The organism is Nonomuraea sp. NPDC049750 (genome assembly GCF_040659625.1).
GTDB lineage: Bacteria > Actinomycetota > Actinomycetes > Streptosporangiales > Streptosporangiaceae > Nonomuraea.
This window is the reverse complement of the sequence record NZ_JBFANB010000018.1, coordinates 54,062-77,317: the sequence shown is the minus strand read 5'-3', so window position 1 is coordinate 77,317 and position 23,256 is coordinate 54,062. Positions and strand designations below refer to the sequence as shown.

Annotated in this window: 18 protein-coding genes; 10 read left to right on the top strand and 8 right to left on the bottom strand. The window is 69.2% G+C overall.

The genetic code is table 11. The features are described 5' to 3' along the window. The first annotated feature begins 115 nt into the window (after nucleotides 1–115). Nucleotides 116–1,525 carry a type VII secretion integral membrane protein EccD gene (gene eccD / locus AB0J16_RS37180; RefSeq protein WP_358548852.1) on the top strand — a complete coding sequence of 470 codons (1,410 nt, stop codon included), beginning with the start codon at nucleotides 116–118 and terminating at the stop codon, nucleotides 1,523–1,525. A 44-nt stretch (nucleotides 1,526–1,569) separates the two neighbouring features. After that, nucleotides 1,570–2,013, top strand: a complete 444-nt coding sequence (locus tag AB0J16_RS37175; protein WP_358548585.1) for a YbaB/EbfC family nucleoid-associated protein — start codon at nucleotides 1,570–1,572, stop codon at nucleotides 2,011–2,013. Here the strand turns inward: AB0J16_RS37175 and AB0J16_RS37170 are convergent. Beyond that, nucleotides 2,010–2,747: a WXG100 family type VII secretion target gene (locus AB0J16_RS37170; protein ID WP_358548582.1), complete on the bottom strand. Its 738-nt coding sequence runs from the start codon at nucleotides 2,745–2,747 to the stop codon at nucleotides 2,010–2,012. The two genes, AB0J16_RS37175 and AB0J16_RS37170, sit on opposite strands and share 4 nt — an antisense overlap. A 13-nt stretch (nucleotides 2,748–2,760) precedes the next feature. After that, complete coding sequence (locus AB0J16_RS37165) at nucleotides 2,761–4,230, bottom strand: hypothetical protein (RefSeq protein ID WP_358548580.1); 1,470 nt, start codon at nucleotides 4,228–4,230, stop codon at nucleotides 2,761–2,763. Nucleotides 4,231–4,543: 313 nt separating this feature from the next. Between AB0J16_RS37165 and AB0J16_RS37160 the strand changes: the two genes are divergently transcribed. The 6 genes from AB0J16_RS37160 to AB0J16_RS37135 all read left to right on the top strand — a co-directional run bounded on the left by AB0J16_RS37160 (nucleotide 4,544) and on the right by AB0J16_RS37135 (nucleotide 9,077). Then, complete coding sequence (locus AB0J16_RS37160) at nucleotides 4,544–4,894, top strand: WXG100 family type VII secretion target (protein WP_358548577.1); 351 nt, start codon at nucleotides 4,544–4,546, stop codon at nucleotides 4,892–4,894. Between the two features lie 36 nt (nucleotides 4,895–4,930). After that, nucleotides 4,931–5,245: a WXG100 family type VII secretion target gene (locus tag AB0J16_RS37155; RefSeq protein WP_225293530.1), complete on the top strand. Its 315-nt coding sequence runs from the start codon at nucleotides 4,931–4,933 to the stop codon at nucleotides 5,243–5,245. Nucleotides 5,246–5,325: 80 nt separating this feature from the next. Beyond that, entirely contained in the window at nucleotides 5,326–5,727 is a 402-nt protein-coding gene (locus AB0J16_RS37150; protein ID WP_358548575.1) for a hypothetical protein, read from the top strand. Beyond that, entirely contained in the window at nucleotides 5,727–7,130 is a 1,404-nt protein-coding gene (locus tag AB0J16_RS37145) for a WXG100 family type VII secretion target (RefSeq protein WP_358548573.1), read from the top strand. Before AB0J16_RS37150 ends, AB0J16_RS37145 begins: the two co-directional genes overlap by 1 nt. A 19-nt stretch (nucleotides 7,131–7,149) precedes the next feature. Beyond that, nucleotides 7,150–8,277, top strand: a complete 1,128-nt coding sequence (locus AB0J16_RS37140; RefSeq protein WP_358548570.1) for a type VII secretion target — start codon at nucleotides 7,150–7,152, stop codon at nucleotides 8,275–8,277. Further along, nucleotides 8,274–9,077, top strand: coding sequence for a WXG100 family type VII secretion target (locus tag AB0J16_RS37135; RefSeq protein ID WP_358548568.1), 804 nt, complete (start codon nucleotides 8,274–8,276; stop codon nucleotides 9,075–9,077). The genes AB0J16_RS37140 and AB0J16_RS37135 overlap by 4 nt, the downstream gene beginning before the upstream one ends. A 3-nt stretch (nucleotides 9,078–9,080) precedes the next feature. Here the strand turns inward: AB0J16_RS37135 and AB0J16_RS37130 are convergent, their stop codons facing one another. The 3 genes from AB0J16_RS37130 to eccB all read right to left on the bottom strand — a co-directional run bounded on the left by AB0J16_RS37130 (nucleotide 9,081) and on the right by eccB (nucleotide 12,408). Beyond that, entirely contained in the window at nucleotides 9,081–10,532 is a 1,452-nt protein-coding gene (locus AB0J16_RS37130) for a hypothetical protein (protein ID WP_358548566.1), read from the bottom strand. Then, nucleotides 10,529–10,873: a hypothetical protein gene (locus AB0J16_RS37125; protein WP_358548563.1), complete on the bottom strand. Its 345-nt coding sequence runs from the start codon at nucleotides 10,871–10,873 to the stop codon at nucleotides 10,529–10,531. Before AB0J16_RS37125 ends, AB0J16_RS37130 begins: the two co-directional genes overlap by 4 nt. Nucleotides 10,874–10,977: 104 nt before the next feature. Further along, nucleotides 10,978–12,408, bottom strand: coding sequence for a type VII secretion protein EccB (eccB, locus tag AB0J16_RS37120; RefSeq protein ID WP_358548560.1), 1,431 nt, complete (start codon nucleotides 12,406–12,408; stop codon nucleotides 10,978–10,980). Between the two features lie 138 nt (nucleotides 12,409–12,546). Here eccB and AB0J16_RS37115 point away from each other — a divergent pair, with 138 nt between their 5' ends. Both AB0J16_RS37115 and AB0J16_RS37110 read left to right on the top strand, forming a co-directional pair. Then, the gene (locus tag AB0J16_RS37115; RefSeq protein WP_358548558.1) at nucleotides 12,547–12,960 is read left to right on the top strand and encodes a hypothetical protein; all 414 of its coding nucleotides are present in this window, start codon (nucleotides 12,547–12,549) and stop codon (nucleotides 12,958–12,960) included. 8 nt (nucleotides 12,961–12,968) lie between these two features. Continuing rightward, nucleotides 12,969–14,339, top strand: coding sequence for a hypothetical protein (locus AB0J16_RS37110; RefSeq protein WP_358548556.1), 1,371 nt, complete (start codon nucleotides 12,969–12,971; stop codon nucleotides 14,337–14,339). A gap of 646 nt (nucleotides 14,340–14,985) precedes the next feature. Here the strand turns inward: AB0J16_RS37110 and AB0J16_RS37105 are convergent. The 3 genes from AB0J16_RS37105 to AB0J16_RS37095 all read right to left on the bottom strand — a co-directional run bounded on the left by AB0J16_RS37105 (nucleotide 14,986) and on the right by AB0J16_RS37095 (nucleotide 23,147). After that, the gene (locus AB0J16_RS37105; protein WP_358548553.1) at nucleotides 14,986–16,179 is read right to left on the bottom strand and encodes a Cmx/CmrA family chloramphenicol efflux MFS transporter; all 1,194 of its coding nucleotides are present in this window, start codon (nucleotides 16,177–16,179) and stop codon (nucleotides 14,986–14,988) included. 195 nt (nucleotides 16,180–16,374) lie between these two features. Then, a complete protein-coding gene (locus tag AB0J16_RS37100) occupies nucleotides 16,375–16,902 on the bottom strand; it encodes a TetR/AcrR family transcriptional regulator (RefSeq protein WP_358548551.1) in 528 nt (175 codons plus the stop codon). 764 nt (nucleotides 16,903–17,666) lie between these two features. Beyond that, nucleotides 17,667–23,147, bottom strand: coding sequence for an FtsK/SpoIIIE domain-containing protein (locus AB0J16_RS37095; protein WP_358548549.1), 5,481 nt, complete (start codon nucleotides 23,145–23,147; stop codon nucleotides 17,667–17,669). Nucleotides 23,148–23,256: the final 109 nt, after the last annotated feature.

Genomic DNA, 23,256 nt, shown 5'->3' with positions numbered 1-23,256 from the left:
TCCAGCCATGGGATCGATGGTCCACGGACCGGCCGTTCAGGGGCCGTATCCGCAGGGTCCCCCGCGCCTGCCAGGCCCGCCGCACCTGCAGGGTCCCCCGCATCCGCAGGGACCCATGCAGGTGAGCTCGCTCGCCCAGGTGCACGTGCCGCTGCCCGCGCTGTGCCACGTGACGATCGTGGGACCGCGGCGCAAGGCCGACCTGGCGCTGCCCGCCGACATCCCGCTGCCGCACGTACTGCCCGGCCTGCTGCGCGCCCTGGACGAGTTGGGCGGTGAGTCCGCCGCCGCGCCCGGCTGGACGCTGCAGCGGCTCGGCGGCTCCCCGCTCGACCTGGGCCAGAGCCTCGGCGCGCTGGGCATTCTCGACGGCGAGGTGCTCTACCTGAGGCCGCGCGAGGCGATCCTGCCGCCCGCGCTGTACGACGACGTGGCCGACGTGGTCGCGACCGGAGTCAAGAATTCGTCCGGCACCTGGGAGACCAGGCACACCCGGCTGATGGGCGCGAGCGGCGCGCTCGGGGTGCTGGTCCTGGGCGCGATCGCCCTGGCGCTGTCCGGAGCGCCCGCGCTGGTCGTCACGGTGGTGGCCGGGCTGATGGCGCTCGTGGTCGTGGCCACCGGCGCGGCCCTGTCGAGAGCGGTGGGCGACTCCCTGGCGGGTGCCCTGATCGGGCACGGGGCGCTGCCGTACGGCTTCATCGCGGGCCTATTCGCGCCGGCCAGCGGCGGCGTCCTGGCCGGTGTCGGCGCTCCCCACCTGCTGGCCGCGTTCGCCTGCACCGCGCTGGTGGCCACCATCGCGGGCGCGCTGATCTCCGACGGCGTGCCGGGATTCCTCGGTACGGCCGTCGCCACGACGTTCGGGGCGATAGGCGCGGCCGTGGTCATGGTGTGGGGACCGCCACCCGCCGGAGTGGCCGCGGTGACGGTGTCGATCCTGCTGGCGTTGAGCCCGCTGGTCCCCACGCTGTCGTTCCGCCTGGCCAAGGTGCCGCTCCCGGCCATGCCCACCACCGCGGAGGAGCTGCGGGCCGACAACCAGCGCCTGAACAGCGCGGCCATCCAGGAGCGGACGGTCATCGCCCAGCGCTACGCCACCGGCATGATCATCGCGGTCGGTCTGGTGGCGCTGGTCTCCGAGGTCCTGCTGGCCACCTACGGCGGCTGGATCGCCTCCCTCATGACCGGGACGCTCGGGCTGACGCTGATGATGCGGGCCCGGGTCTTCCGTGGGGTACGCCAGCGGCTGTGGCTGATCACCGTCGGTCTGACCGCGTTCGGCCTGCTCGCGCTGACCCTCGGCCCGAAGTCCGGCGTCATCGGCGCCGTGGCCGTGGCGATCGGCATGCTGTGGCTGGCACTGACCGCCGTCGGCATCGGCCTCTGGCTGCCCACGGGCAAGCCGTCGCCGTTCTGGGGCCGCGCGGCGGACATCGTGGACGTCATCCTGATCGTCGAGCTCTTCCCGCTCGCGCTGGGCGTTCTCGAGGTCTATTCCTGGGTGCGCGGTTTGTCCGGGTGATAGGTTGCTGCGCGATTTAACAGTGTTGTGAGAGTGGAGTGAAGATGCAGGAGTTTGGGGACTTCGCGAACATTGACATCGAGAAGCTTCTCAAGGGCGCGGACGAGCAGTTCGCGCGCATCGAAGAGCTCCAGAAGAACATGACCGACCTCGTCGGGCGGGCCCAGGACGACGACGGCCTGGTCACGATCGAGTACGGCAGCGAGGGGCTACGCGAGCTCCAGCTGCACCCCAAGGCGATGCGGCTGAGCTCGGGCGAGCTTTCCGAGCTCATCAAGGAGCAGCTCCAGGCCGCGACCGCGGACCTGCAGCACCAGGTCACCGAGGCTATGGGCCAGGCGTTCGGCGACGAGGACAACCCGATGAAGTACGTCGAGGACCCCGACGCCGCCCTGAACAAGATCAAGGAGGCCGAGTCCGCCTACAACCGGACGTTCGAGGACGTCATGGGCGAGCTCGACCGCATCCGCCGCCGCTTGGACCTCTAGGCGTCCTTCTTCATGCCCAGGGGCTGGCCGTCCTTGTCGAACGTCGGCAGGTTGGGGATGTAGACCTGCTCGAACGCCGGCGTCGACTTGGGATCCGTGGGCGTGACGGCCTTGCTCATGTTCTCCGAGGCGCTCTGGCCCATGTACATGCCCGCCGCCGAGGCGATGCCCGCGGCCGCCATGTAGACGCCTTTGCTCTTGCCCACGATCGACTTCAGCACGGCGAGCGCCGCGACGCTCGAAGCGGTGGCGGTGAGGTCCGTCGCCACCGCCGTGGGTGGGAAGAGCTTGCCCGCGGCGCTGAGGCCGGAGAGGGCGACCAGGATCGAAGCCACCGAGGCACTGGCCACGGCCCCTTGGAAGGAATGTCCGGCGAGTTGGTCGAGTGCCTGCGCGAGCCCTTCGTAGGCCTGTGAGCTGTTCTTCGCCTCCTTGGTGAACTTCTTCACCGCGGAGTCGACGTCCGGACGCGCCATTTTCTCCCAGTCGTCGGAGTCGATGGTGTCGAGGGCGGTGTCGATGGACGCGGCCGCGTCGTTGACCGTCGTGGTCATGTCGCGGGTGTGTCTGGCCGCGCCACGGATGTCACTGGGGCTGGAGAGGATCGTGCCGATGAGCGCCCCGGCGAACCTGCTGATCGTTTGGATCGCGGGGTTCGATGGCAGGCCCGCGGCGATGACGCATTCGGCTATCGCTGTGGTGTAGAGGGTCGTGCCTTGGTCGTAAAAGTCCATGTCGTCCCCGAGGTCATCTCTTCACGGTGCTCTTGTCGTTGGCGTCACGGACGACGTTGGCTCCCTCTCGGAGCTGCGTGTCCCAGACGCCCAGCTGGTTCTTGGCGCTCTTGAGGTAGTCGGCGGCCGACGAGCGGGCCGAGCTGTACGCGGAGCCGAACGACATCGCGCCCACCAGGCCGAACCCCGGGAAGCCGATGTCGATGTTCCGGGCGGTGTTCTCCGCGGCGCCCATGTGGTCGCCCGGGGTGTCGCCGTCGCCGCCTTCGCTGGGGCCGATCTTCTTGCCGAGCTTCTCCATGACCTCGGGGCGGGCCTTGCGCCAGCCGCCGCCGAGCCCGCTTCCGATGAGCTTCTCGTCCGGTGTGGTGCCGCCGGTGTCCTTGTCGCCGGTCTTGCCGTCCTTGCCGTCGGACTTGCCGTCGCCCTGGCCGCCTCCGCCACCGCCGCCTCCGGAGGAGTCGGGGGAGGGGACGGATGGCGTGTCGCCGCCTCCAGCGCCTGGGGTCTCAGCGCTGGGCGTTTCCGGGGTCGGGGTAGCCGGCATGTCGGTGCTCGGCGTTTCGGGGGTGGGCGTTTCGGTGCTCGGCGTCTCGGGAGTGGGTGTTTCCGGCGTTTCCGGGAGGCTGGAGCTGGGGTCTTCGGCGCCGCCGTCGGCCGGTGGGTCCGTCGAGGGAGTCTCGGGGACGGTCGTGTCGTCCTGGCCGCCGGGCTGGCTGGGGTCGGTCTGGCCCGGGTCGCTCTGGCCAGGATCGGTCTGGCCGGGATCGGTCTGGCTCGGGTCGGTCTGGCCGTTCGGGTCGGTTTGCGGGTCCGCGGGGTCTTGCTGGCCGTTCGGGTCTGTCTGGCCTTGGGGGTCGGTCTCGGAGCCGGAGGGGTCCTGCTGGCCGTCGGAGCTGCCGGGGTCGCTCTGCTGGGGGTCCGAGGTGTCGCCCTGGTCGCCGGTGTCCGTGCCGTCTTGGTCGCTCGGGTCGTCCGAGTTCCCGGTGTCGTCCTGGTTCTGCGGGGCGTCCGGGTCCTCGGTCGCGTCGTCCGAGCCGTCAGGGTTGTCCGGGTCGCCATTCTCATCGGCGTCGGAGGGCTCCCACGCCGGGTCACCTTCGGCGGCCTGCGGATCGACCGAGCCGGGCTCGCCGTCGGTCACGTCGTCCACCGACTCGGGCCCGAAGCTCAGCTGGTCGGACTGGATCTCGGCCACCGTCGGATCCCCCTGACCGTCGGCCGGCCCCACCTGATCCGGCGGGATCTGGTCGTTGGCGGGCCCTACCTGGTCGGGTGGGATCGACGGATCGTCAACGGGACCCGCCTGATCCGGCCGCGGAGAGTCGCCGCCACCCGCGACAAGGACGGTCGTATTGCCGTCGACGGAGCCCGGAGGCGCGCCGCCCACCTGAACCTCGCCCGGCCCGTCCTGCGGCGGGGGAGAGCTCCAGTTGAGCAGGCTGTCGATGCTCGGCCGCCCCATACTCCCGAATTCGGCCACCCTGTCGCCCTCCCAGCAATCAACACAGAAGCGGCAAAAGCGTAGCCGTGAGGCTGCTGGGCCGTACAGGTTGTGAGCTTTACGTCCAGCCGCGACCGCAGGCCAGCGGCCGGAGTCAGAAATCGCCGAGCCGCCTACCAGCGCGTTTACCTGAAAGTCGCCTAACGGTGATCTAGCCGTTATGTTAAGTATCTGTTATTTCTGGGGCAGATGGGGGCTAGCATGCCATTTGATGTTGTTTGCGGGGGTACCCGGGTTGACCGGACCTACGGCGCCGCCGTACAGAACCAGACCTTGTTGACCTGGAGGTCCAATGGCAACACTTATGGGTACCGCGCCCACGAAGCTCATCAAGGCCGCGGGCCAGTGCGAGACCACTGCCCAGTACATCGAGGGCATGCGCCAGCGGGTGCAGACCATCAAGGGTGACCTGATGGCCGCGGGCTGGAAGGGCGGCGCCTCCCAGCAGTTCGGCAAGGCGCTCGACGCGTGGGATGTCGACTTCCAGCAAGTCATCAAGATCCTCGAGAGCATCTACGACAAGCTGAACATGGGTGCCGGCGTGTACTCCAACGCCGCGCAGCAGAACATGGACATCTCCAGCGGGCTCAACTCCGCGGGCGCCGGCGGTCGAATCGACTCGCTGATCAACGCGTCGAGTTAAGAAGCCCCCAAAGCACGTAGGTAGGACGGAGACATCATGGCCGACACGTTCACTCCAGAGGACTACACCTACGCCCACTTCCCCAACATGGAAGCGGCGTACGAGCAGCTGAAGTCGATCGTCACCGAGCTGGACCGGGTGACGGACGATCTCTACAACGACGTCAGGACCACCCTCGGCACCGACTGGGAGGGCGAGGCGAAGACGTTCTTCGACGGCAAGAAGGCCCAGTGGGACGCCCTTGAGGTGGAGATGGGCAAGCAGCTGTTCGAAGCGGCCAAGGCCGTCAGCATCGCCAAGGGCAACTACGAGAACGCTGAGCGGCGCAACATCAGCATCTGGACCGACTAGAAGTCCGTTGCGGCGATCGTGCCTCCCTCGGCCGGTGCCTCGAAGCGCCGGCCGGGTTCCTTTTTCCAAGGGGGATGGGGATGACCCAGAAGGACGCAATGGAGGGGCAAGACCCTCTGTACATCGATCCTGATCTGTTCGACTCGGGACCGGGGCGGGAGCATTCCCCCACCCAGATGCGGGCGATCGCCGAAGAGCTCAAGTCGTACCTCGGCGGTATGACGGGACCTGGCTCGGCCGAGGGCTACACCAACGGCTCCGTGAACGGCCTCCTGGACCACTGTCAGCTGTCCGAGGCGCAGATCGGCACGTGGCACGACGCCAGTGCCTTCAGCCAGACTGTCGGCGCCAACAGCGGCGGCAAGAAGTTCGCTCAGGTTTATAAGGAATTCGTCGACGCCTACAAGGACGTGATCGCCGCCGTCGAGGCGAGCGCCGCCAACCATGGCGCCGGTGACAAGGCCAATGAGGGCAAGGGCTGATGGCCGAGGGCAAGGGCGGCCGGCAGGTCGTCGTCATCCTGTCGTTCGACAAGATGCCAGAGGGCGGGACGGTGAACGCATCCAAGGACGAGATCCTGACGATGCTGAACAACACCCAGCCCAGCCAGATCGAGGATGCCGGGTTCGCGTACGACAAGGCGTCGAGCGCGATCGAGTCGGCTGTCAACGCGCTGGAAGAGCACGCGGGCAAGATCCTCACTGTGTGGAAGGGCCCTGACGCCAGCAAGGCGCGCCACGCGCTGCAGATGCTGCACGCCTCCGGCGGCGAGCTGTCCACCAAGCTGGAGATGATGGGCTCCGCCCTGCGCCAGTACGCGGGCTACCTCCCCGAGACGATCGCCAAGGTCGAGGGCATCTCGACGAACAAGAGCTCCGGGAACGACGTCCCGAGCTCCGAGATCATGGTGGACGAGGCCGCCAACGCGAAGGCCGCGAAGGCCGCCGCGGACCGCGAAGCCCAGAAAGCGATGCAGGAGCTCAACAAGAAGATCGTTGATCTCTACAACGTGCAGGTCCCGCACGACGTGTCCTACGAACTGCCCGCCGTCTCGATTCCGGGTGGTACGGGTACGTACCGCGACCCCGGATACCCGACCGGCAAGGGCATCAACGCCGGCGGGAGCGGGAACGGGTCGTCGGACGGCTACGGCGGTTCTTCCGGAGGTACGGGCTCTACGGGCGGCGGTACGGGCTCCGACGGCTCGCGCGGCGGCAGCACGGGCGGCACGGGCACCGGCGACCACAGCGGCTCCGACTCGGGCGGCAAGCCTGGCTCGGACACCGGCAACGGTCAGAACGGTAACGGCCAGAACGGCAGCGACCAGAACGGTAACGGCACCGGAGACCAGAGCGGTAACGGCACCGGCGACCAGAGCGGCACCACGCCGGGCGACGGCACCGGCAGCCAGGACCCCTCGCAGACCGGCGACTCCGGCAAGCAGGACCAGACGGTCCCGCCGGTGCTCGGCCAGGACGACAAGACCAGCAGCGACAACCCCAAGGGCGGCCTGGACCCGAACGGGACGGAAGTGTCGTCCTACTCGCCGACCACGCCGGTCATCACCCCGACCGGCATCGGCCCGACCGGCAATCCGGTGAGCACCATCGCCCCCAACCCGGTGGGTGTCCTCTCACCCACTGGCACGCCGCCCAGCGTCCCCTCGGTGCTCGGCTCGCCGAACGGCGCCATGGGCGCCCCGGGCCAAGGCCTCGCGGCGGGCATGCGGACTTCGGCCAACGGCATGTCCGGCATGCCGTTCATGCCGATGTCCGGTGCCGGCGCGGGCCAGGACCAGGGGGACTTCGAGCGGATGACCTGGCTCCCCGCGGACAAGGACGACTGGAACTCAGCGCACGACGTGACCGACCCGGTCATCTGCTGATCGCGCTACAGGGAGTGGGATGGGCGACTCGAATTCCAGCCAGGCGGCTCAGCTGGCGCAGTTGCAGAACGGCGGCCAGCTGCCGTCGATGTCGTCCGGCGTCTCGTTCAAGACCAGCGCGCTCGACACCAACAGCCAGTCGATAGACGCACACGCTGGGGTCATCTCCCAGCTAGAGGGCAAGACGGAAAACCTGCGCGTTCAGTGGCCGCACTTCGGCGTGATCGGCATGGGCGTCAGCAGCGTCCACGACAAGGCGATCGAACGGCAGGCGGACGCGCTGGCCAAGGGGCGCAAGGCGCTGGAGAGCTGGAAAACCGCGCTCAAGGAGGCCGCCAAGAACTACCAGGCGGCCGAGGATGCCAACGGCGACGGGGTCAAGAACATCGGCTTCGACCCGAACAGCCTCGGCGGCGGGCCCAATGGCCTCGGCAATCTTGGGAACCTCGGCAACTCCGGCCTGCCGGACACCGGCGCCGGACTGCCTGACATGTCCGGCGGAGGCAAGCCGCCAGGGATCGACACCGGTCTACCCAAGACGGATCTTCCGTCGACGGATCTCCCGAAGACCGATCTGCCGAAGACCGATCTGCCGTCGAGCGACCTTCCTTCGACGAACCTGCCCAACACGAACCTGCCGTCGTCTCCTGTGGGGAACCAGCCCGACATGAAAGTGCCGAGTATCGACTCGGCGCTCAACGGCCAGCCGCAGATGCCCGACCAGAAGATGCCCGACGTCGACAGCAAGCTCCCCGACGGCACGCAGCTGTCCCAGTTCGACCCCAATTCGCTGAACACCCCGCAGGTCAAGAACCCCGACCTCAGCACCCTGTCGCCGGACCTGAACGGTTCCGCCACCAGGACCGGCACCGGCTCGGGCATCGGCAGTGGCGGCGGCACCGGTACCGGGTTCGGCACGGGCATCGGGGGAGGAGCGGGTGCGGGCGCGGGTGCCGTACCGGCGGGCCTGCGAGGCGTGAACGGTACGAACGGCATGCCCATGATGCCGATGATGCCGATGAGCGGCGCCGGGACCGGTGGCGACAAGGAGAACGAGCGCCAGAACGCGCTGCTCGGCGAGGACGAGGGCGTCTGGGGCGGCGACGATGAGATCGCGCCCGAAGTGATTGGGCGGGATTCCAGGTGAGTTACGAGTCGGACGCGTCGCTCTACAAGCTGGCGGCGAGCACGGCCTCCGCCGCGGCCGTCGCGATCCTGCAGCCTTGGGCCTTCTACGTCGCCGCCGGCATCGGCGTGCTGGTGTCGAACCCCGGCGCGATGTCGGACGCCGCCAAAGCCTGGCAGAGCATCGACCACGCCGGCCTGATGTCCGAGCTGGACGAGCTGGCCGACGGGCTGGACCACCTCAAGAATCAGCTGAAGACCTCGGGCAAGTGGGATGGCGCGGCCTTCGACACCTTCGAGGGCATCCACACAGCCTTCAAGAATGGCGTCAAGTCCCTCAAGGACACCCGTAACGACACCGGGGACGCCGTCAACTCGGCGGCCAAGGCTTACCACTACGGCGCCCTCGTGGCCCTGGCGGTGGGCACCAGCATGTTCATCATGGGCATGTGGAAGCTGGCCATGGGCGCCACCCCGTGGACCAAGATCATGGCCGAGGGGCTGGCGGCCGTGCGGGGCTCCATCACGCTGCAGGCGGTCAAGAAGCTGCTCGTCAAGCAGGGCTTGATCGTCGCGGGCCTGGGCGGAGTCCTCTACATGTCCGCCCAGCAGACCGAGATGACCGGGAAGCTCTTCCCCATGCTGGAGGCTTCCATCCCGACAGAGATGACCGCGATGAAGTCAGGTGGCATGCCGCCCTTCTCCGACGCCGGCATGACGTACGACGAGAAGATGGGCGGCCTCTCCGTGAAGATGGACGACTCCCTGACCGGGAAGCTGCCCGGCGGCTCCGGCAGCCCCGGCAGGACGGCCGAGGCCTGACTCTCACTCGTCCAGCGGGATCCGCAGCACCTGGCCGGGCTTCAGCTTGCGCGGGTCGTCGCCGATGATGTCCCGGTTGGCGTTGTAGATCTCCTGCCACCGGTTCGGGTCCCCGTACACCTTCTGGGCGATGTCGTACAGCGAGCCGTTGTCGACCGGCCAATAGCCGACCCTCGCCGTGCCGACCCGTGCGGGCGGGGTCGCGTGGCCGTTGGCGACGGGCACATTCGACTGGGGCAGCTCGCCGAAGTCGTGGTTGGTCTGCAGGGGCCGCCACACCCGGAAGAAGGACGTCGGGATGCCACTCCAGAACTGCTTGTGCATGTTGCCCGGTTTCCCGGCGACCCTGGCTCCGGGCAGCTTGTGCTTGATCTGCTCGTAGGCCCAGTTACGCATCCCGACGAAGCCGCCGAAGGCCATGCCGGACTCGCCGACGGCGGCGCCTGTCTTGGTCAGGGTCGCCGCCCAGCTCGCCGCGGTACCGCCCTGGAGGATCCCCTTGCCGAAGAATCCGCCTATGGGGGCGAAGGTGCCCACCAGCGTGGCGCCCGTGGTGATGCGGGCCGCCTGGGTGAAGGTCAGGGGGGCGAGGTTGAAGAGGCTGTGGCCGCTGATGCCCTGGGCCACCATCTGCGTGCCGATGACGCCCGCGTACACGCTGCCGGAGGTCTTGGCGTACGCCTTGAAGTTCGCCGCACCGAACTTCTCGGCGTAGGCCGAGTACTTCTCGAACTTCGCGACCTGCAGTTCCGTCTTCGTCATGGCCGTGGCGGTGCGCGTCGCGCTGCCGAGCTTGGCCACCCACTTCAGCCGGCCGACCACGGGCAGGACTTTGAGGGCGCCAGCGCAGATCCTGAGGACGGATGCGAACCTGGTGAGGACCTGGGCCGCCAGAAGCACGATCTTCGTCGTGCGCATGTAGGCGGCCCCCGCGGCCAGCCATCCGCCCCACATGCCGGCCGCCCACCGAAGGGCGTAGAAGGCGACATACCAGATGATCGCCGTCTCGAGCAGCTCGATGATGGCCTTCCTGGTGTGGGCGGCCGAGTCGGCGACCATCCTGAGGATGTTGGCGATCTCCGTGCAGCTCTTCATGAGCGCGACGCGGTTGTCGTGCCTCAGTACGAGGCCCCAGACCTTCCTGAAGTCGTCGGCGGCCTTGCCCTTCCACTCCTTCACGATCTTGTCGAGGTAGCCTTCGTGCTGGCCGTGGGCGCGCGCGTCGAGGACCTCGAAGACCTTGTTCAGGTTGGTGGCGAGGTTGTCGTGCGCCGCGGCGGCGGCCTTGAGGCGTCCTTCGGTCTCGTCGCCGCCGATGAGCGTGGGGAGCGCGCGCCACATGGACCTGATCGTGTCGAGCAGCGGGGCGGGGTTGAGCAGCGAGCCCCACTTGATCTCGAAGTGCCAGGCCGTCCAGTCCCATTCGAGCGGGTTGATGCTGCCGTGTTGGCTCATCTGGGGCCTCCGACGTCGCTGGCCTGGTGCGCGGCCTTGTAGTTGTACGCCGAGACCTCAAGGGCCGTGGTGATGAACTCCAGGGCCTGGGCCAGGTCGCCGAGGTAGCCGTAGACCGACTCGTACCGCTTGTCCTTGTGCTCGTTCTCCGCGGTGCCGTCGACGTACGCGGCGCCCAGCTCGTCGGCGCCGGGCGCGAGGCCGAAGTCGCTCTTGCTCAGCTTCGCGGGCGCGAAGGCGATCATGGCGTTGCGGACGATCGGGGCCTGCTGGGCGCAGGTCTCCATAGCCTTCTTCAGGTCGGGCGGTATGACCTCATATCCCTCGGCCTTGTCCCCCATGAGCCCCCCACGTATCACAAAGTACTAACTGCACCTTTGATACTAATGTTTACAAGTATTTGCGTCCAGGAAACCCCCTGTTTAGGAGCCGGTGGGGCTCCTGTTCAGGAGCCTGTTGGGCGGATGATCGGGGTGTCCGAGACCGGCGTCCTGGCGGCCGCAGGGTCGAGCGTCGGCCCCTCGGGGATGAGGCGCAGGAGGTGGGCGGGCAGCGGGGCCACGTTCGAGGCGTCGTAACCCAGCTTGGTCAGCACGTCGGGCGTGGCCAGCCGGTATTTCTTCCCCTGGTCGGTGACCAGGTAGAACTGCTGCACGTTGGAGAGCTGGTTCTCGCCGGGCAGCAGCCCCGCCAGGGCGGCCGCGCCCGGGGGCAGCAACACCTGGTCGAACTTCTCCGGATTGCCACTTGACGCCGGTGTCGGAATGCCGATCCGGCTGCCGACCGTGAGCGTGCCCTTCACGGACCCCTTCACGGTGTTGGCGTAGACCATGCACAGCGGTACCGAGCCGGCGGGCACCTGGAAGCGCGGCATCGTCGCCGGCATGCCGCCGCCGGTGATCCGCTGGGCCGAGACCTTCGCCGCGTTGGCGTTCGCCGCGTCGATCGCGATCTCCCGTACGTGCTGCTTGCCGTACGCCGTCTGGCTGGCCGGATCCTGGATCAGCAGCGTGGCCTGCGTCTGGGTGATCGGCGCGAGGCCGTCGGCGAGCATGACGTACCAGCGCGCGGGGGCGCCCGCGACCGCCGCGACCTTGAAGACCTGCCCGACCTTGAACGTCGTACCGCCGGGGCCCTGGATGTTGCGGCCGCGCTGGGGGATCGGCGGCGCGGCGAAGTCCGACCCCTCGGCGATGGCGTTGATCCACGAGATCGGCACCCGCCGGGGCGTCTGGTCGGTGAGCCGGTCCACGTTCCGCACGGCCATGCGCTGGTTGCCCCAGAGCGCCCAGTTCTGCCGTCCGTCGTTGACGACCAGCGCGTCGTTCCCGGCGGGTCTGCCGCCGACGTCGGTCCCGCCCACCAGCGTCACGTACGACTTGCGCCCCCCGGAGGGGTCGGTCGCCTCCACCACGCAGGCGGACCAGGGTGACTTGATGAGCCGCTCGGGCTTGGGCAGCGAGTCGGGAGCGCCCACGATGCCCACCTGCCCGCCGCGCGCGAACCCGGCCAGCGACTCCGCGGACACCGTCTTGACCTTGATGGCGTCGCTGTCCAGCAGGAGCCGGGCGGAGACGTAGTTGGCCACGGGGAGCAGCCGGCCGGTCTGCTGGCTGTAGACGTAGGCGGCGCCGGTCTCCTCCTCGACGATGAGCTGACCGGCGTCTCTCAGGTTGGTCGCGCCGCCCGGCTTGAGCATGCCCCAGATGCCGAACCCCGCGATGATGAGAACGCCGACCATGATCCCGGCGAACGTCGCCACGTTGTGCCGCCGCATCGGCGACTCGGGCAGGTCTGGCTCGCCCTGCAACAGGGCCATACCCAGGCGCTGGGTCATGAGCCGATGTGCCTGGTAGAGATCCTTGCGGGTCTGCATCCCACTCCGTTCCGGTCCGGCCTGAGGACAGCATAGAAGTGTTGCCTATGGGGGTAGTGGGGGTTATGTCGCAAATGAGGCCATGAGATCGTGATATGCGAGTAAACTTCGTTACCCGTAGTGTTCGGGGAGGGTGCTGTGTCAGATCCCGATAAGTTGAGTCCGCCGCCGGCCCAGGGCTGGCGTCTGGAGTCGGATTGGGCCGGGCTCGATCCCGACCGCGAGGGCGTCACGTACAGCGCCAGCAAGCTCAAGAAGCTCGCCGAGCAGCTCACGGATGAGTTCGCCAAGTTCGTCGGGGACAAGCCCGGGTCGGTCAACGACCTGGACATGAAGGCCAACCTCCTCAGCCTGAAGATGGCCGTCGAGCAGATCAAGCGATGGGAAGGCGGGCAGACCTTCGTCGCCACGGTCCAGAACGGCCACAAAGAGTTCACCGAGGCTTATCGCGAGATCGCCGAGAAGACGCGGATCGCCATCGAACTGATCAACGCGGGCGCGGGCAACTACGAGCGCGTGGACATCGCCAACGTCGGCACGAAGGACGTGTAGGAGCCCTCATGGCCGAGGACAAGAAGCTCAAGATCCAGAAAAAGACGCACATGATCAAGACGTCGTGCCCGCCTCTTGAGGTGGACGACGACGGCAGGAGCGTCGCCGAGATCAAGAACTTCATCAAGTCGCTGGACCCGTCGGCCGTCAAGCAGGCGGGCAACGCCTACCTCGACGCCTGCTCGACCCTGGCCGGCGCCCAGAAGGTCATTGAGCAGATCAACGTCGAGATGGCCAAGTGCTGGGGAGGCAAGGCGTCGGTCGAGGCGCAGGAGGCCCTCCGGGTGCTGCACGCGACGGTCCGCGAGGTGTCGGACAAGCTCAACTGGATGGGCCGCCCGCTGCAGTCCCTCGGTGACAGGCTGGTCGAGCATCAGGAGTTCATGGACCAGACGGGCTTGGCCTGGAGCGACAACACGTTCACCTTCGACGACTCCAGCCCCGGCGTGTATCGCACCATGGACAAGGGCAAGGAATGGGGCTCCCAGGACGAACTCGCCGGCCAGCACCTGCGCCTGCTGAACGACGACCTCACCCAGACCTACCAGCAACTGCCGGACTCCTTCCACAAAGAGATCCCGGACATCAAGGACCCCACAGCCGTACCCCCTCCCGTCACGCCCCTGAACACGGACTTCTCCAACCCCGGAGGCACCCGCGGATTGGGAGACGGCTACAACGGCCCGGGCGGCTACAACGGCACGGGTGACAACGGCAGCCAGGGCGGCATCGACTCTGACAGCTCGAACCGGAACGGCGTCGACACCCCCACCACGCCCAAGCCCTCGACCGACACACAGACCCCCGACCCGACCGGCAACGGCACCACAGACCCGACCAAGGGCACCACGGATCCAGGGGCGACGGATCCGACAAAGGGTGCGAGTGTCCCCACGGGCAGCGTCACGGACCCCACCAAGGGGATGACGGACCCGACGAAGGGCATGACGGACCCCACGTCCGGCCTGACCGACCCCACCAAGGGCCTGTCCACCCCCACCTCCACCAAGCTGGAGGACTTCCAGCGCCCCTCGGACTGGAACCAGACCAACACCCCCATCCCCAACTCCCACGCCAACCCCACGAGCACCGGCCCGAACGTCAACTCCCCGAGTTCCCCGAACTCCTTCTCCCCTTCATCCGGCCCCGTCACAAGCGCCCGAGGCGACAGCGGCATGGTCTCGGGCCTGTCGAACACCGCGGGCATGCCCAAGGCAGGCACCGGCGGGAACGGGATGGGCGGCATGCCGTTCATGCCCATGGGCGGCGCCGGCGCCGGTGCCCAGGAGAGCACCAATGAGGGCAGCACCTGGTTGACCGAGGACGACGACGTGTGGGGCGGCGAAACCGACGGCGTAGTCACCGACCGCATCGGCTGACCCTCACAAAGGGCTCGCCATCGGCGCTTCGCGCTCCTGGAAGCTCGGCGCCCTCCCCGGAGGCTTCGGCTCCTTCCCTGCGAGGGCAAGCCCTCGCGCTCCCTCGCTTCGCCACGGCCAAACCATGGAAGCCAGGGTGGGAGGCCATGGCGGCCCTGCCGACCGGATGGTGGCCGCTACTGCAACGCTCGTGCCAGTGACGGCGCCAGACTGGCTGCGTGACCGCCGCCGGTGACGGAGAACGGCTTACTGGGTAGTGACAGCGAACCCCAGACTGTTCCGCCGGTCGCCCGCGCGATGCGGAGTTCGCTGCCAAACACCGTCGCCGGGACCGACGAGCGGGCCAATGAGGGCGGCACCTGGTTGACCGAGGACGACAACGTGGGGCCGGCGAGACCGACGCCGTCGTCAGCGACCGCAACGGCTGACAGCTTCCGTGGCGAGACGACGCAGGGCGGCATCGTAAGCGACTGGAATGGCCGACAGTTTCCGTGGCGAGGCAGCGGAGGGTGCCGACAGTTTCCGTGGCGAGGCAGCGGAGGGTGCCGACAGTTTCCGTGGCGAGGCAGCGGAGGGTGCCGTCAGTGCCTGGATCGGCTGATGAGTTAGTGGCGAGATAGTGGGGGCGGCGTCATCAACGACTGGATCAGCTGACGACCTCGCGGGCGGCCAGGTCACGCGTACGCAGCACCAGCCTCTTGTCCAGTACAGCGGACAACCCCACGGTCCCGAGCGCGGCGACCCCGAGCCCGGCCCCGATCCAGGCCACCACCGGATATCCGAACCCCGCCCCGATCGCCAGCCCGCCCACCCACGGCCCCACGGTGATCCCGACGTTGAACGCCGAGAAGTTGGTGGCGGCGGCCAGCGTCGGAGCATCCTTGCCCACGGTGAACACCCGCGTGTTCAAGGCCGGATTCGTGGAAAACCCGAACGCCCCCAGCAGGAAGATCAGCCCGATGGCCATCCCCGGCATCCCGGCGAACATTCCCAAACCTGCCGAGATAACAACAACTCCCGCTACACCCACGTACAACGTCGTAAAAGGCTGCGCGTCAGCATGACGTCCGCCCAGGCCGATGCCGATCAGCGACCCCACCCCGTACAACGCCAGCACCGCGGGAACCCACCCCGCCGCCAGCCCGGTGGTGTCGACGAGCATCGCACCGAGATAGCTGAACGTGACCAGCACCGCGCCGGTCGCCAGCGCCGTCGTCCCGTATGAGAGCCAGAGCCGCGAGTTGAGCATGTTCCGCAGCTCCTGCCCCAGTTGCGGCACGCTCCCCGGCTCGGGCCGCCCGCCGGGAATGGTGGCCACCACTCCGATCGCCGCCAAGCCCGACAGCACTGTGACCGCCCAGAACGCCGCCCGCCATCCGAACTGCTGCCCGATGACCGTCCCCGCGGGCAGCCCCACGATGGTGGCCACGGTAAGTCCGCCCGCCACGATGCTCATGGCCTTGCCCCGCGCCCCTTCCGGAACGAGCCCCACGGCTGTCACCGCGGCCACCGCCCAGAAGCCCGCGTACACGAACGCTCCCACCACCCGCGTCCCGAACAGCACCCCATAGCTCGGCGTCACCGCCCCTACGACATGAGTAAGGGCAAAGATCGCCAGAAACGTCAGCAGCGCCGTACGACGCGGCCACCGCAAGGTCACCACGGCCAGCACCGGCGACCCCACCAGCATCCCGAGCGCGAACCCGGAGATCAGCAACCCCGCCTGGGGGACGGATACCCCCAGGTCGGCCGCCATTTCGGGCAACAGCCCGGCGAGCAAGAGCTCGGAAGTGCCCTGGGCGAATATCGACAACCCCAGGATGTACACGGCCAACGGCATAGGAACTCTTCCTGGTTTTGGATGGAACAGTGCAAAATCAAGAGACGCGAAACGACGCGTGCTCGTCTGGAGCGGTGGGCCCCTGTCCGGCCTGCTCGCGCGCGGCCGCGTCAGGCTGCTCGCGCGCAGCTGCGTCAAGCTGCTCGCGTGGGGCGTGTCCAGGGTGCCGGCTGCTCGGGTGGAGCGGTCCGGGCGTCAGAAAAGCGCGTCGAGCGTGATCTTCGCGACCGACTCCAACGCCGCCCGATCCGAATCCCCGCGCGCCATCACCCGCATGCCACTGATCGCCGCGACCACGAAATGCGCCAGCGCGACCGGATCCTTACCGGCTGGCAACTCGCCCCGGCTCTGCCCGAGCTCAAACGCCGCCCGAAGCGCCGCCAGCCGCCGCTCACCGTCCCGCCGAAGCTGCTCGGCCACCGCCGGATCTCGCGGCGCCAACTCCACCAGCGAGTTGACCACCAGGCACCCGACCGGATCGCTGGTCTCAACATCGACGGCCTGCCACAACAGAGTCCGCACCTTCTCCCGAACCGGAAGATCGCCTTCGAGCAACTCGATCAGCCAGGCGGTCTTGCTGTCCATGTAGTGCCGCAGGGCCTTGTCGAACAGATCATGCTTGCTCTTGAACGTGTTGTAGATGCTGCTCCGCCCCAGCCCGGTGGCCTCGCACAGGTCCTGGGTCGAGGTTCCTTCATAGCCCGCGCTCCAGAATGCCCGCATGGCCGCCTCGATCGCCCGCTCCTCCTCAAACTCCCTCGGTCGCGCCATACCGCGACGGTAGCACGTTTTGGACAGATCAGTGCAATATGGCCTCCGGCCCGGTCTTTGCGCCCGTCCCCCTCACGGATCCCGAAGCCAGACGCACCACGGACCCGAGTGCCCACCGAGAATGGCCAGCTCCGCAAGCACCGCTCCCACGAACAGTGCTTCCGGCCGCTCCCGCGAACAGCGCTCCCGCGAACAGCGCTCCCGCGAACAGCGCTCCCGCGAACAGCGCTCCCGCGAACAGCGCTCCCGCGAACAGCGCTCTAGCGAACAGCGCTCTAGCGAACAGCGCTCTAGCGAACAGCGCCCTCGCGAACAGCGCCCTCGCGAACACCGTCTCTGCCAGGACTCCCTCGAACGGCGCCCTTCGCAAGCGTCGCCCCAGCGCCCCGGGGACCCCACCGCATCGTCGTAGCCCTACAGCCGCTCCACCGAGCGGGCCCCGAAGTCCGCATTGTCACCACGACCAGTGCTCCTGGGGCGGTGCTGGGCACGGCGCTTCTGCGGAGGGGGAGGGCAGGTGCAGGGTGGAAGGCGCCCGTTTCCCGAGGTCTCAGGTGGTGGGGAGCGCCCGTTTCCCGAGGTCTCCGGTGGTGCGGAGCACCCGTTCCTCGCGGTCTCAGGTGGTGGAGGGCACTCGTGCCCCAAGGCTCCAAGTGGTGGGGGCACCCAGACACCGAGGTGTTTGGCGCTCAGCCGGAGATCCGGTCAGCCTGGTTCTACGGTGGGCCGGTGTCCGAGATGGCCGCTTGGATGGGGGTTGTGTTGCCCATGGTGATCAGCAGGCCGCGTCCTGGTGGGCCTCCGACGGCGCCGCGCGGCAGGCGGACCGTGAACAGGTCGCCGTCGGCCGGGCTCTGCACTGACAGGAGTACGCCGGTGCGCGACTTGCGGGTTTCGGCGACGAAGCCTCGATAGGCCGTCGCCAGGTCGCCTGTCGCGCCCGCGATGATGAGGCCGTGATCTCCGTCTCGGCCTGAACGGAGGACTTCTTCCAGGACCGTCCCAAGGGGGGAGTCCGGGTTGATCAGCTCGGCGTCGTCCACGATCACCACGTAGCGTTCACGGTCGGCGAGCAGTTCCTGTAGTCCCGCTCCGTCGCCGCCGAGGATGGCGAGGGCGCCCTCCAGCGTACGTAGCGGGCTACGCCGGGGAGCGATGGCGATTACCGGCGTGCCATACGAGATGAGCGATCTGGCGGCCGTGACCAGCACCGAGGAGCGACCGGAGCGGGCCGGTCCAGCGACGACGGCGCCGGGGCCGTGGGCGAGGAGGTCCAGGCCCATCGGAGCCAGGGCGTCGCCGCCTGCGCCGATCAGGGCCCACAGCGGCGATGGATGGGTGAAGTTCGGTTCCAGGTCCATGGCCTGGCCGGCGGTGATACGCATGGGAAGCGCGTCGACCCGAAGCGGCGGCTCTCCCTCCCAGAGCCACGCGCCGCGTCCCAGCCGAGTCGATCGACCTCTTCCGCCCGACCCCGCTGGCAGATCGCCCCGGAAGCCGACACCCGACGTTCCGTCTGAGGCGCCACTTGCCATGCCACCTGGAATGTTGTCGTCCGAGGTGCCACCCGGAATGTTGTCGTACGAGGTGCTGCCTGGCGTGCTATCTGAGGTGCCGCCTGGCGTGCCACCCGAGGTGCCACTTGGCGCGTCACCTGTGGCGCCGCCCGCGACGTTGCCAGCTGACGCGCCCGCGTTGCCCGTTGCACCGCCTGACAAGCTGTTCGGGACGCCGTCCGGGAGGTCGCCGTGTGGGGAGCCCGCGCTGGCTGGCATCCCCCTCGATGTGCCCCCTGATGGGCCGTCTGGGGCGCCCACCAGGGCCCCGCGGAGGCTTGTCGCAGATGTCGCAGAGGCGGGCTGGGGGGTGGCTCTCCCGGGTGAAGCCGTGGACGCGTACGTCGGGACGCTGCGGAGCGGGGCCGCGGCGCGGGCGAGAGACTGGAGGGCGGCTACCTGGGCTGGGCCCGACGGGTCGTGGGTCAAGAGGGCGATTTGGCTCTCGATGATGCCGTGTTCGCCGATCGAGAGGGCGCGGCCGGCGGGCATCGACGCGGGCAGGCCCTTCATCGGCAGACCGGCCAGCCCGTAGTCGGCCGGGTCCGCCAGACGGAGGAGGAGGCGGTCGTCGAAGACCGTGGAGACCTGGCCGAGTAGGCACGAACGGTCACCCGTCACCACCGCCCGCAGGCCCACCGCCGGACCCTCTCTGAGGAGTTGCAGGAGCGCCTCCGTGAGGCGGCCGTAGTCGTAGCCCTCGAAGGCCGCCACGTAGCCCTCCCAGCGGTCGACCATGAGCACCAGCCAGGGGAGGCGGTGGCCCGCCTGGCGGTATTCGGCCAGTGAGGCGTGTCCGGCCTCGGCGAGCAGTTGCTGGCGGCGGCCCACCTCGGCGCGGAGGCGGGACAGCAGGCGTTCGACGCGGTCGAGTTGGTCGCGGGTGACGACCGCGCCACAGTGCGGCATGGCCATCAGCGGGAGCAGCGCGCCCGATCCGCAGTCGATGGCGTGCAGGTGGACATCGGCGGGGGAGGCTTGTGCGGCGATGGCGCCCGCGATCGTCCGTAGCGCGGTGGATCTGCCGCTGCGGGCCGCTCCCGCGATGAGCAGGTGGCCGCCCTGGGCCAGGTCCAGCGCGAGCGGGCGCCGATCCTGCGCCCAGGGCCGATCGATCATCCCGAAGGCCAGCGGACCGACTTCGGCGAATGTCCCCGATCCGGTGGACGTTTTCAGCGGCCCAGTCGTCAAGGCGGTGGTGACCTCGTCGAGGGTCACGGCCGAGGGCAGCGGCTCCAGCCAAGGGCTTGGTTGCTCCGGTACGCCGGTCAGGCGCGCGGCCTCGATGAGCGCGTCGGCGAGGACGGTGAGGTCGGTGATCGTCGACCCCTCCGGCGGCTCCGGAAGCGGCGGCAGCGCCCTGCCCAAGGACCGCCAGTCCACGTCGACCACCCGCAGTTGACCGCCCGCGCCCGCCAAGCCGCCCGCCAAGGCGCCTGCCAGGCCGCCCGCGCCCGCCAAGCTACCGCCGCTCGTCAGACCGCCGCCCGCGCCCGCCAAGGGGCCTGGGCCGAGGGTCGAACCCGGGCCGAGCATCGCACCTGGGCCGAGTGTCGCGCCCGCGCCTGTCGGGTCGGCTCTGAGCGAGGCGCTTGCCACCGGGCTGCGCCCGCCCACCCGGGCCGTCTGTACGGCCGCCGCCGCGCCCACCCCTGACTTCACGTAGCACCGGCCAGGCGTCGACTTGGAGATGTGCGCCGCGTCCGGCAGGTCGATGACGTCGGAGGATTCGGCGGGCTCGGTGACCCGCAGCGCGATCCGCAGCGAGGTGTTGGCCTGGATGTCGGCCGTGACCACGCCCGCCGGCCGCTGGGTGGCCAGGATCAGGTGGATGCCGAGCGAACGGCCCCTGCGGGCGATGTCGACCAGCCCGTTGACGAAGTCGGGCAGCTCCGCCACCAGGGCGGCGAACTCGTCGATGATCAGCACGAGCCTGGGCAGCGGCTCGCCGGTGTAGTCGTCGATGTCCTTGGCGCCCGCGGCCAGCAGCAGGCGTTCGCGGCGCCGGATCTCGGCGGCCAGGGAGTCGAGGGCCCGCTGCGTCAGGTGCCCGTCGAGGTCGCTGACCATGCCGACCGTGTGCGGCAGCCGTACACACTCCTTGAACGCGGCCCCGCCCTTGTAGTCGACCAGCACGAACGTCAGCTGGTCCGGCCGGTTGGCCACCGCCAGCGAGCAGATGAGCGTCTGCAGCAGCTCTGACTTGCCCGCGCCCGTGGTGCCGGCGATCAGGCCGTGCGGACCGTCCACGCGCAGGTCGACCGAGAACGGGCCGTCGGGGCCGATGCCGATGACCGCCTTCGTGGAGCCGTGGCCGTGCCAGCGGGTGGCGAGGTCGTGGCCGGAGGGGGCGGGCAGGCGCAGGAGGTCGAGGAGGCGGACCGCCTCGGGGAGGTGGCCGGCCGGGTCGTCCCTGCTCACGTCGCGGATCGGGCCGAGCGCCCTGGCCACGCGGTCGCACCACGACGGTGAGACCAGGTCGGCCAGAACCGGGCCGATGACCTCCAGGCCGCCGCCGAGGAGGCGCACCTGACCGTCGGCGGCGCACGCGGCGACGGTGGCGCACTCCTCGGGGAGCAGGCGCTGGTCGTCGTCGATGGCGAGGGTGAAGACGCCCGAGCGGGGGCCTTGGCGCAGGATCTGCGGCATGCCGGGTAGGCCACGCAGGACCTGGGCGCCGTCGAGCACGACCAGGACGTCGTAGGGGCGTACGTCATAGGAGGTCAGAGCCGGGGTCTCCGGGCCGCCCAGGTCGTCCCAGCCGGTGGGGATCTTGCCGAGCTCTGGGATGGCGGTGTTCTGGCGTTCGTCGATGAGGGCGGCCAGTTCGGCGACGCGGTGGGCGGCGGACTCCGGGTCGGTGCCGACCAGGGCCACGCAGTCCTCGCCGCCGCGCGGGGCGCAGTGCGGCAGCCAGCGGACCCAGCCCCAGCGGCGCTCGCCGTCGGCGTGCGCGGACAGGACCACGATGGCCAGGTCACGGGGGCTGTGCAGGGTCGCCGCCTGGCCGATCAGCCAGCCGGCCAGGCCGGTCGCGGTGTCGCGCGGGCCGGTGACGCCCGCCACGCCGAGCCTGCGCATGGCCAGGGCCACCGGCACGGACCGGCAGATCGGCGGGGAGATCGCGCCGCCCTTCTCCTCGGACAGCTCCAGGTTGGCCGGCAGGTCGGCCAGCCCGACCCTGAGCCGCAGCGCGTCGGGATCGTGGATGCGGCGCTCCCACAGCCGCCGGCGCGGGCCGGTGGCGGTGAGCAGCACCTGCGCCGGGTCGGGCGCGTCGGATCGGCGGATCAGCTCGTCCTCGGCCCTGGCCTGCTCGACCGCCAGCTCGTACGCCTCCAGCCGCTCCTTGTATTTCTTGGTGGCCTTCCGGTGCTGCTTCTTGCCGTGGCGGCGATCGCTCCACCACTGCCCGATCATGATGAGGGGGGTCATCAGGGCGATGAGCAGGTAGTAGGGCTGGCGCATGACGTAGGCCAGCGTGACGCCCATCACCGCGGGCAGGAGCGCGGCCAGCAACTGCAGGCGCATCCCCTCGGCACGGCTGGGCTCCAGGGGGCGTTCGAAGGTGCGCTCGGGCTCCGGCCTGCGCAGCCGCGGCGGCCGGTTGTAGGCGACGCCGCCCTCTGGGAGAGGCGCCAGGTGCGCGTCCTGCGGCTCGATCGCGGTCAGCGTGAACACCGAGGAACCACAGGTCAGCAGCGCGTGCTCGGCCCAGTCGGCAGCTTCGGTGAGAGTCTGGGCGGCCAGCTCGGGCGGCTCGTAGTGGACGGGCTCCGCCTCCGCCGCCTCGCGCTCGGCGACCCGGGCGGTGAGCTCGGCGACCTCGTCGGCCCACCGGCCCTTGAGCTTGAGTCGCTGCGCCTGCTGGGGCGCGCGGTGCCGGGCCGGCTCGACCGTGATCGCGTCGGGGGTCACGCGCAGGATGGCGGCCTCGGGGGCGAGGGACGGGTCGGCGACGGTCATCGCGCACATCGGGTCGGATCCGATGACGTGCACACCCAGGCCCAGGCGGTGTACGGCGCCCGCGGCCGGACCGCCCACCACCCGCACCTCGGCCACACCGCCGGGCTCCTCGATGATCGTGGCGCGGGCGAGATGGGCGTCGAGGGTGACCTTGTCGCCGTCGCGCAGCACCGCCCCGGCCAGGGCACGCGGGTCGAGCGGCCGCCCGTTGCGCCAGAGCACGGCGCCCGCCCGGCCGAACCCATCGCCCGCCCGGCCAATTCCGTCGCGAGACCTGCCGATTCCGTCGCCCCGATCCCGGATGGACGCGGGGCCGACGTCACCCGGACCAAGATTGGACGCGCCGCCGACGCCACGCGGACCAGACTCGGACGCGCGGCCGAGGCCACGTCCATCAGGGCTGCGGGCGCCCGGGATGTCAGGTGAGTGGGGAGCGTCGAACCGGCTGGTCTCGGACGATCCGCCGGACCGGGTGTGCCGCGCCGAGGGGCGGGCGCCGGGCTCGGTCGCCGACATGCCGTAGGGGGCTCGCGCCCTGGGCAGGCGGACGACCTCGGCCAGCGGCGCCTGACCACTGAGGGCTTCACTCACCCTCGCCACCGTGGCGCCGTTGTCACCCTCGATCACAACGTCACGATCGCCTTGCTCGCCGAGCACGGTGAGCATGATCCGCATGTGCCGTCTCCTCGATCGGGCCTGGGCGCAAAGGTAACGCCAGAACAAAGGGTAGGTCCCGAGGTTGTCGGCAATGGCATGGATGGGCCGACCTGTGGATAACCGCGGA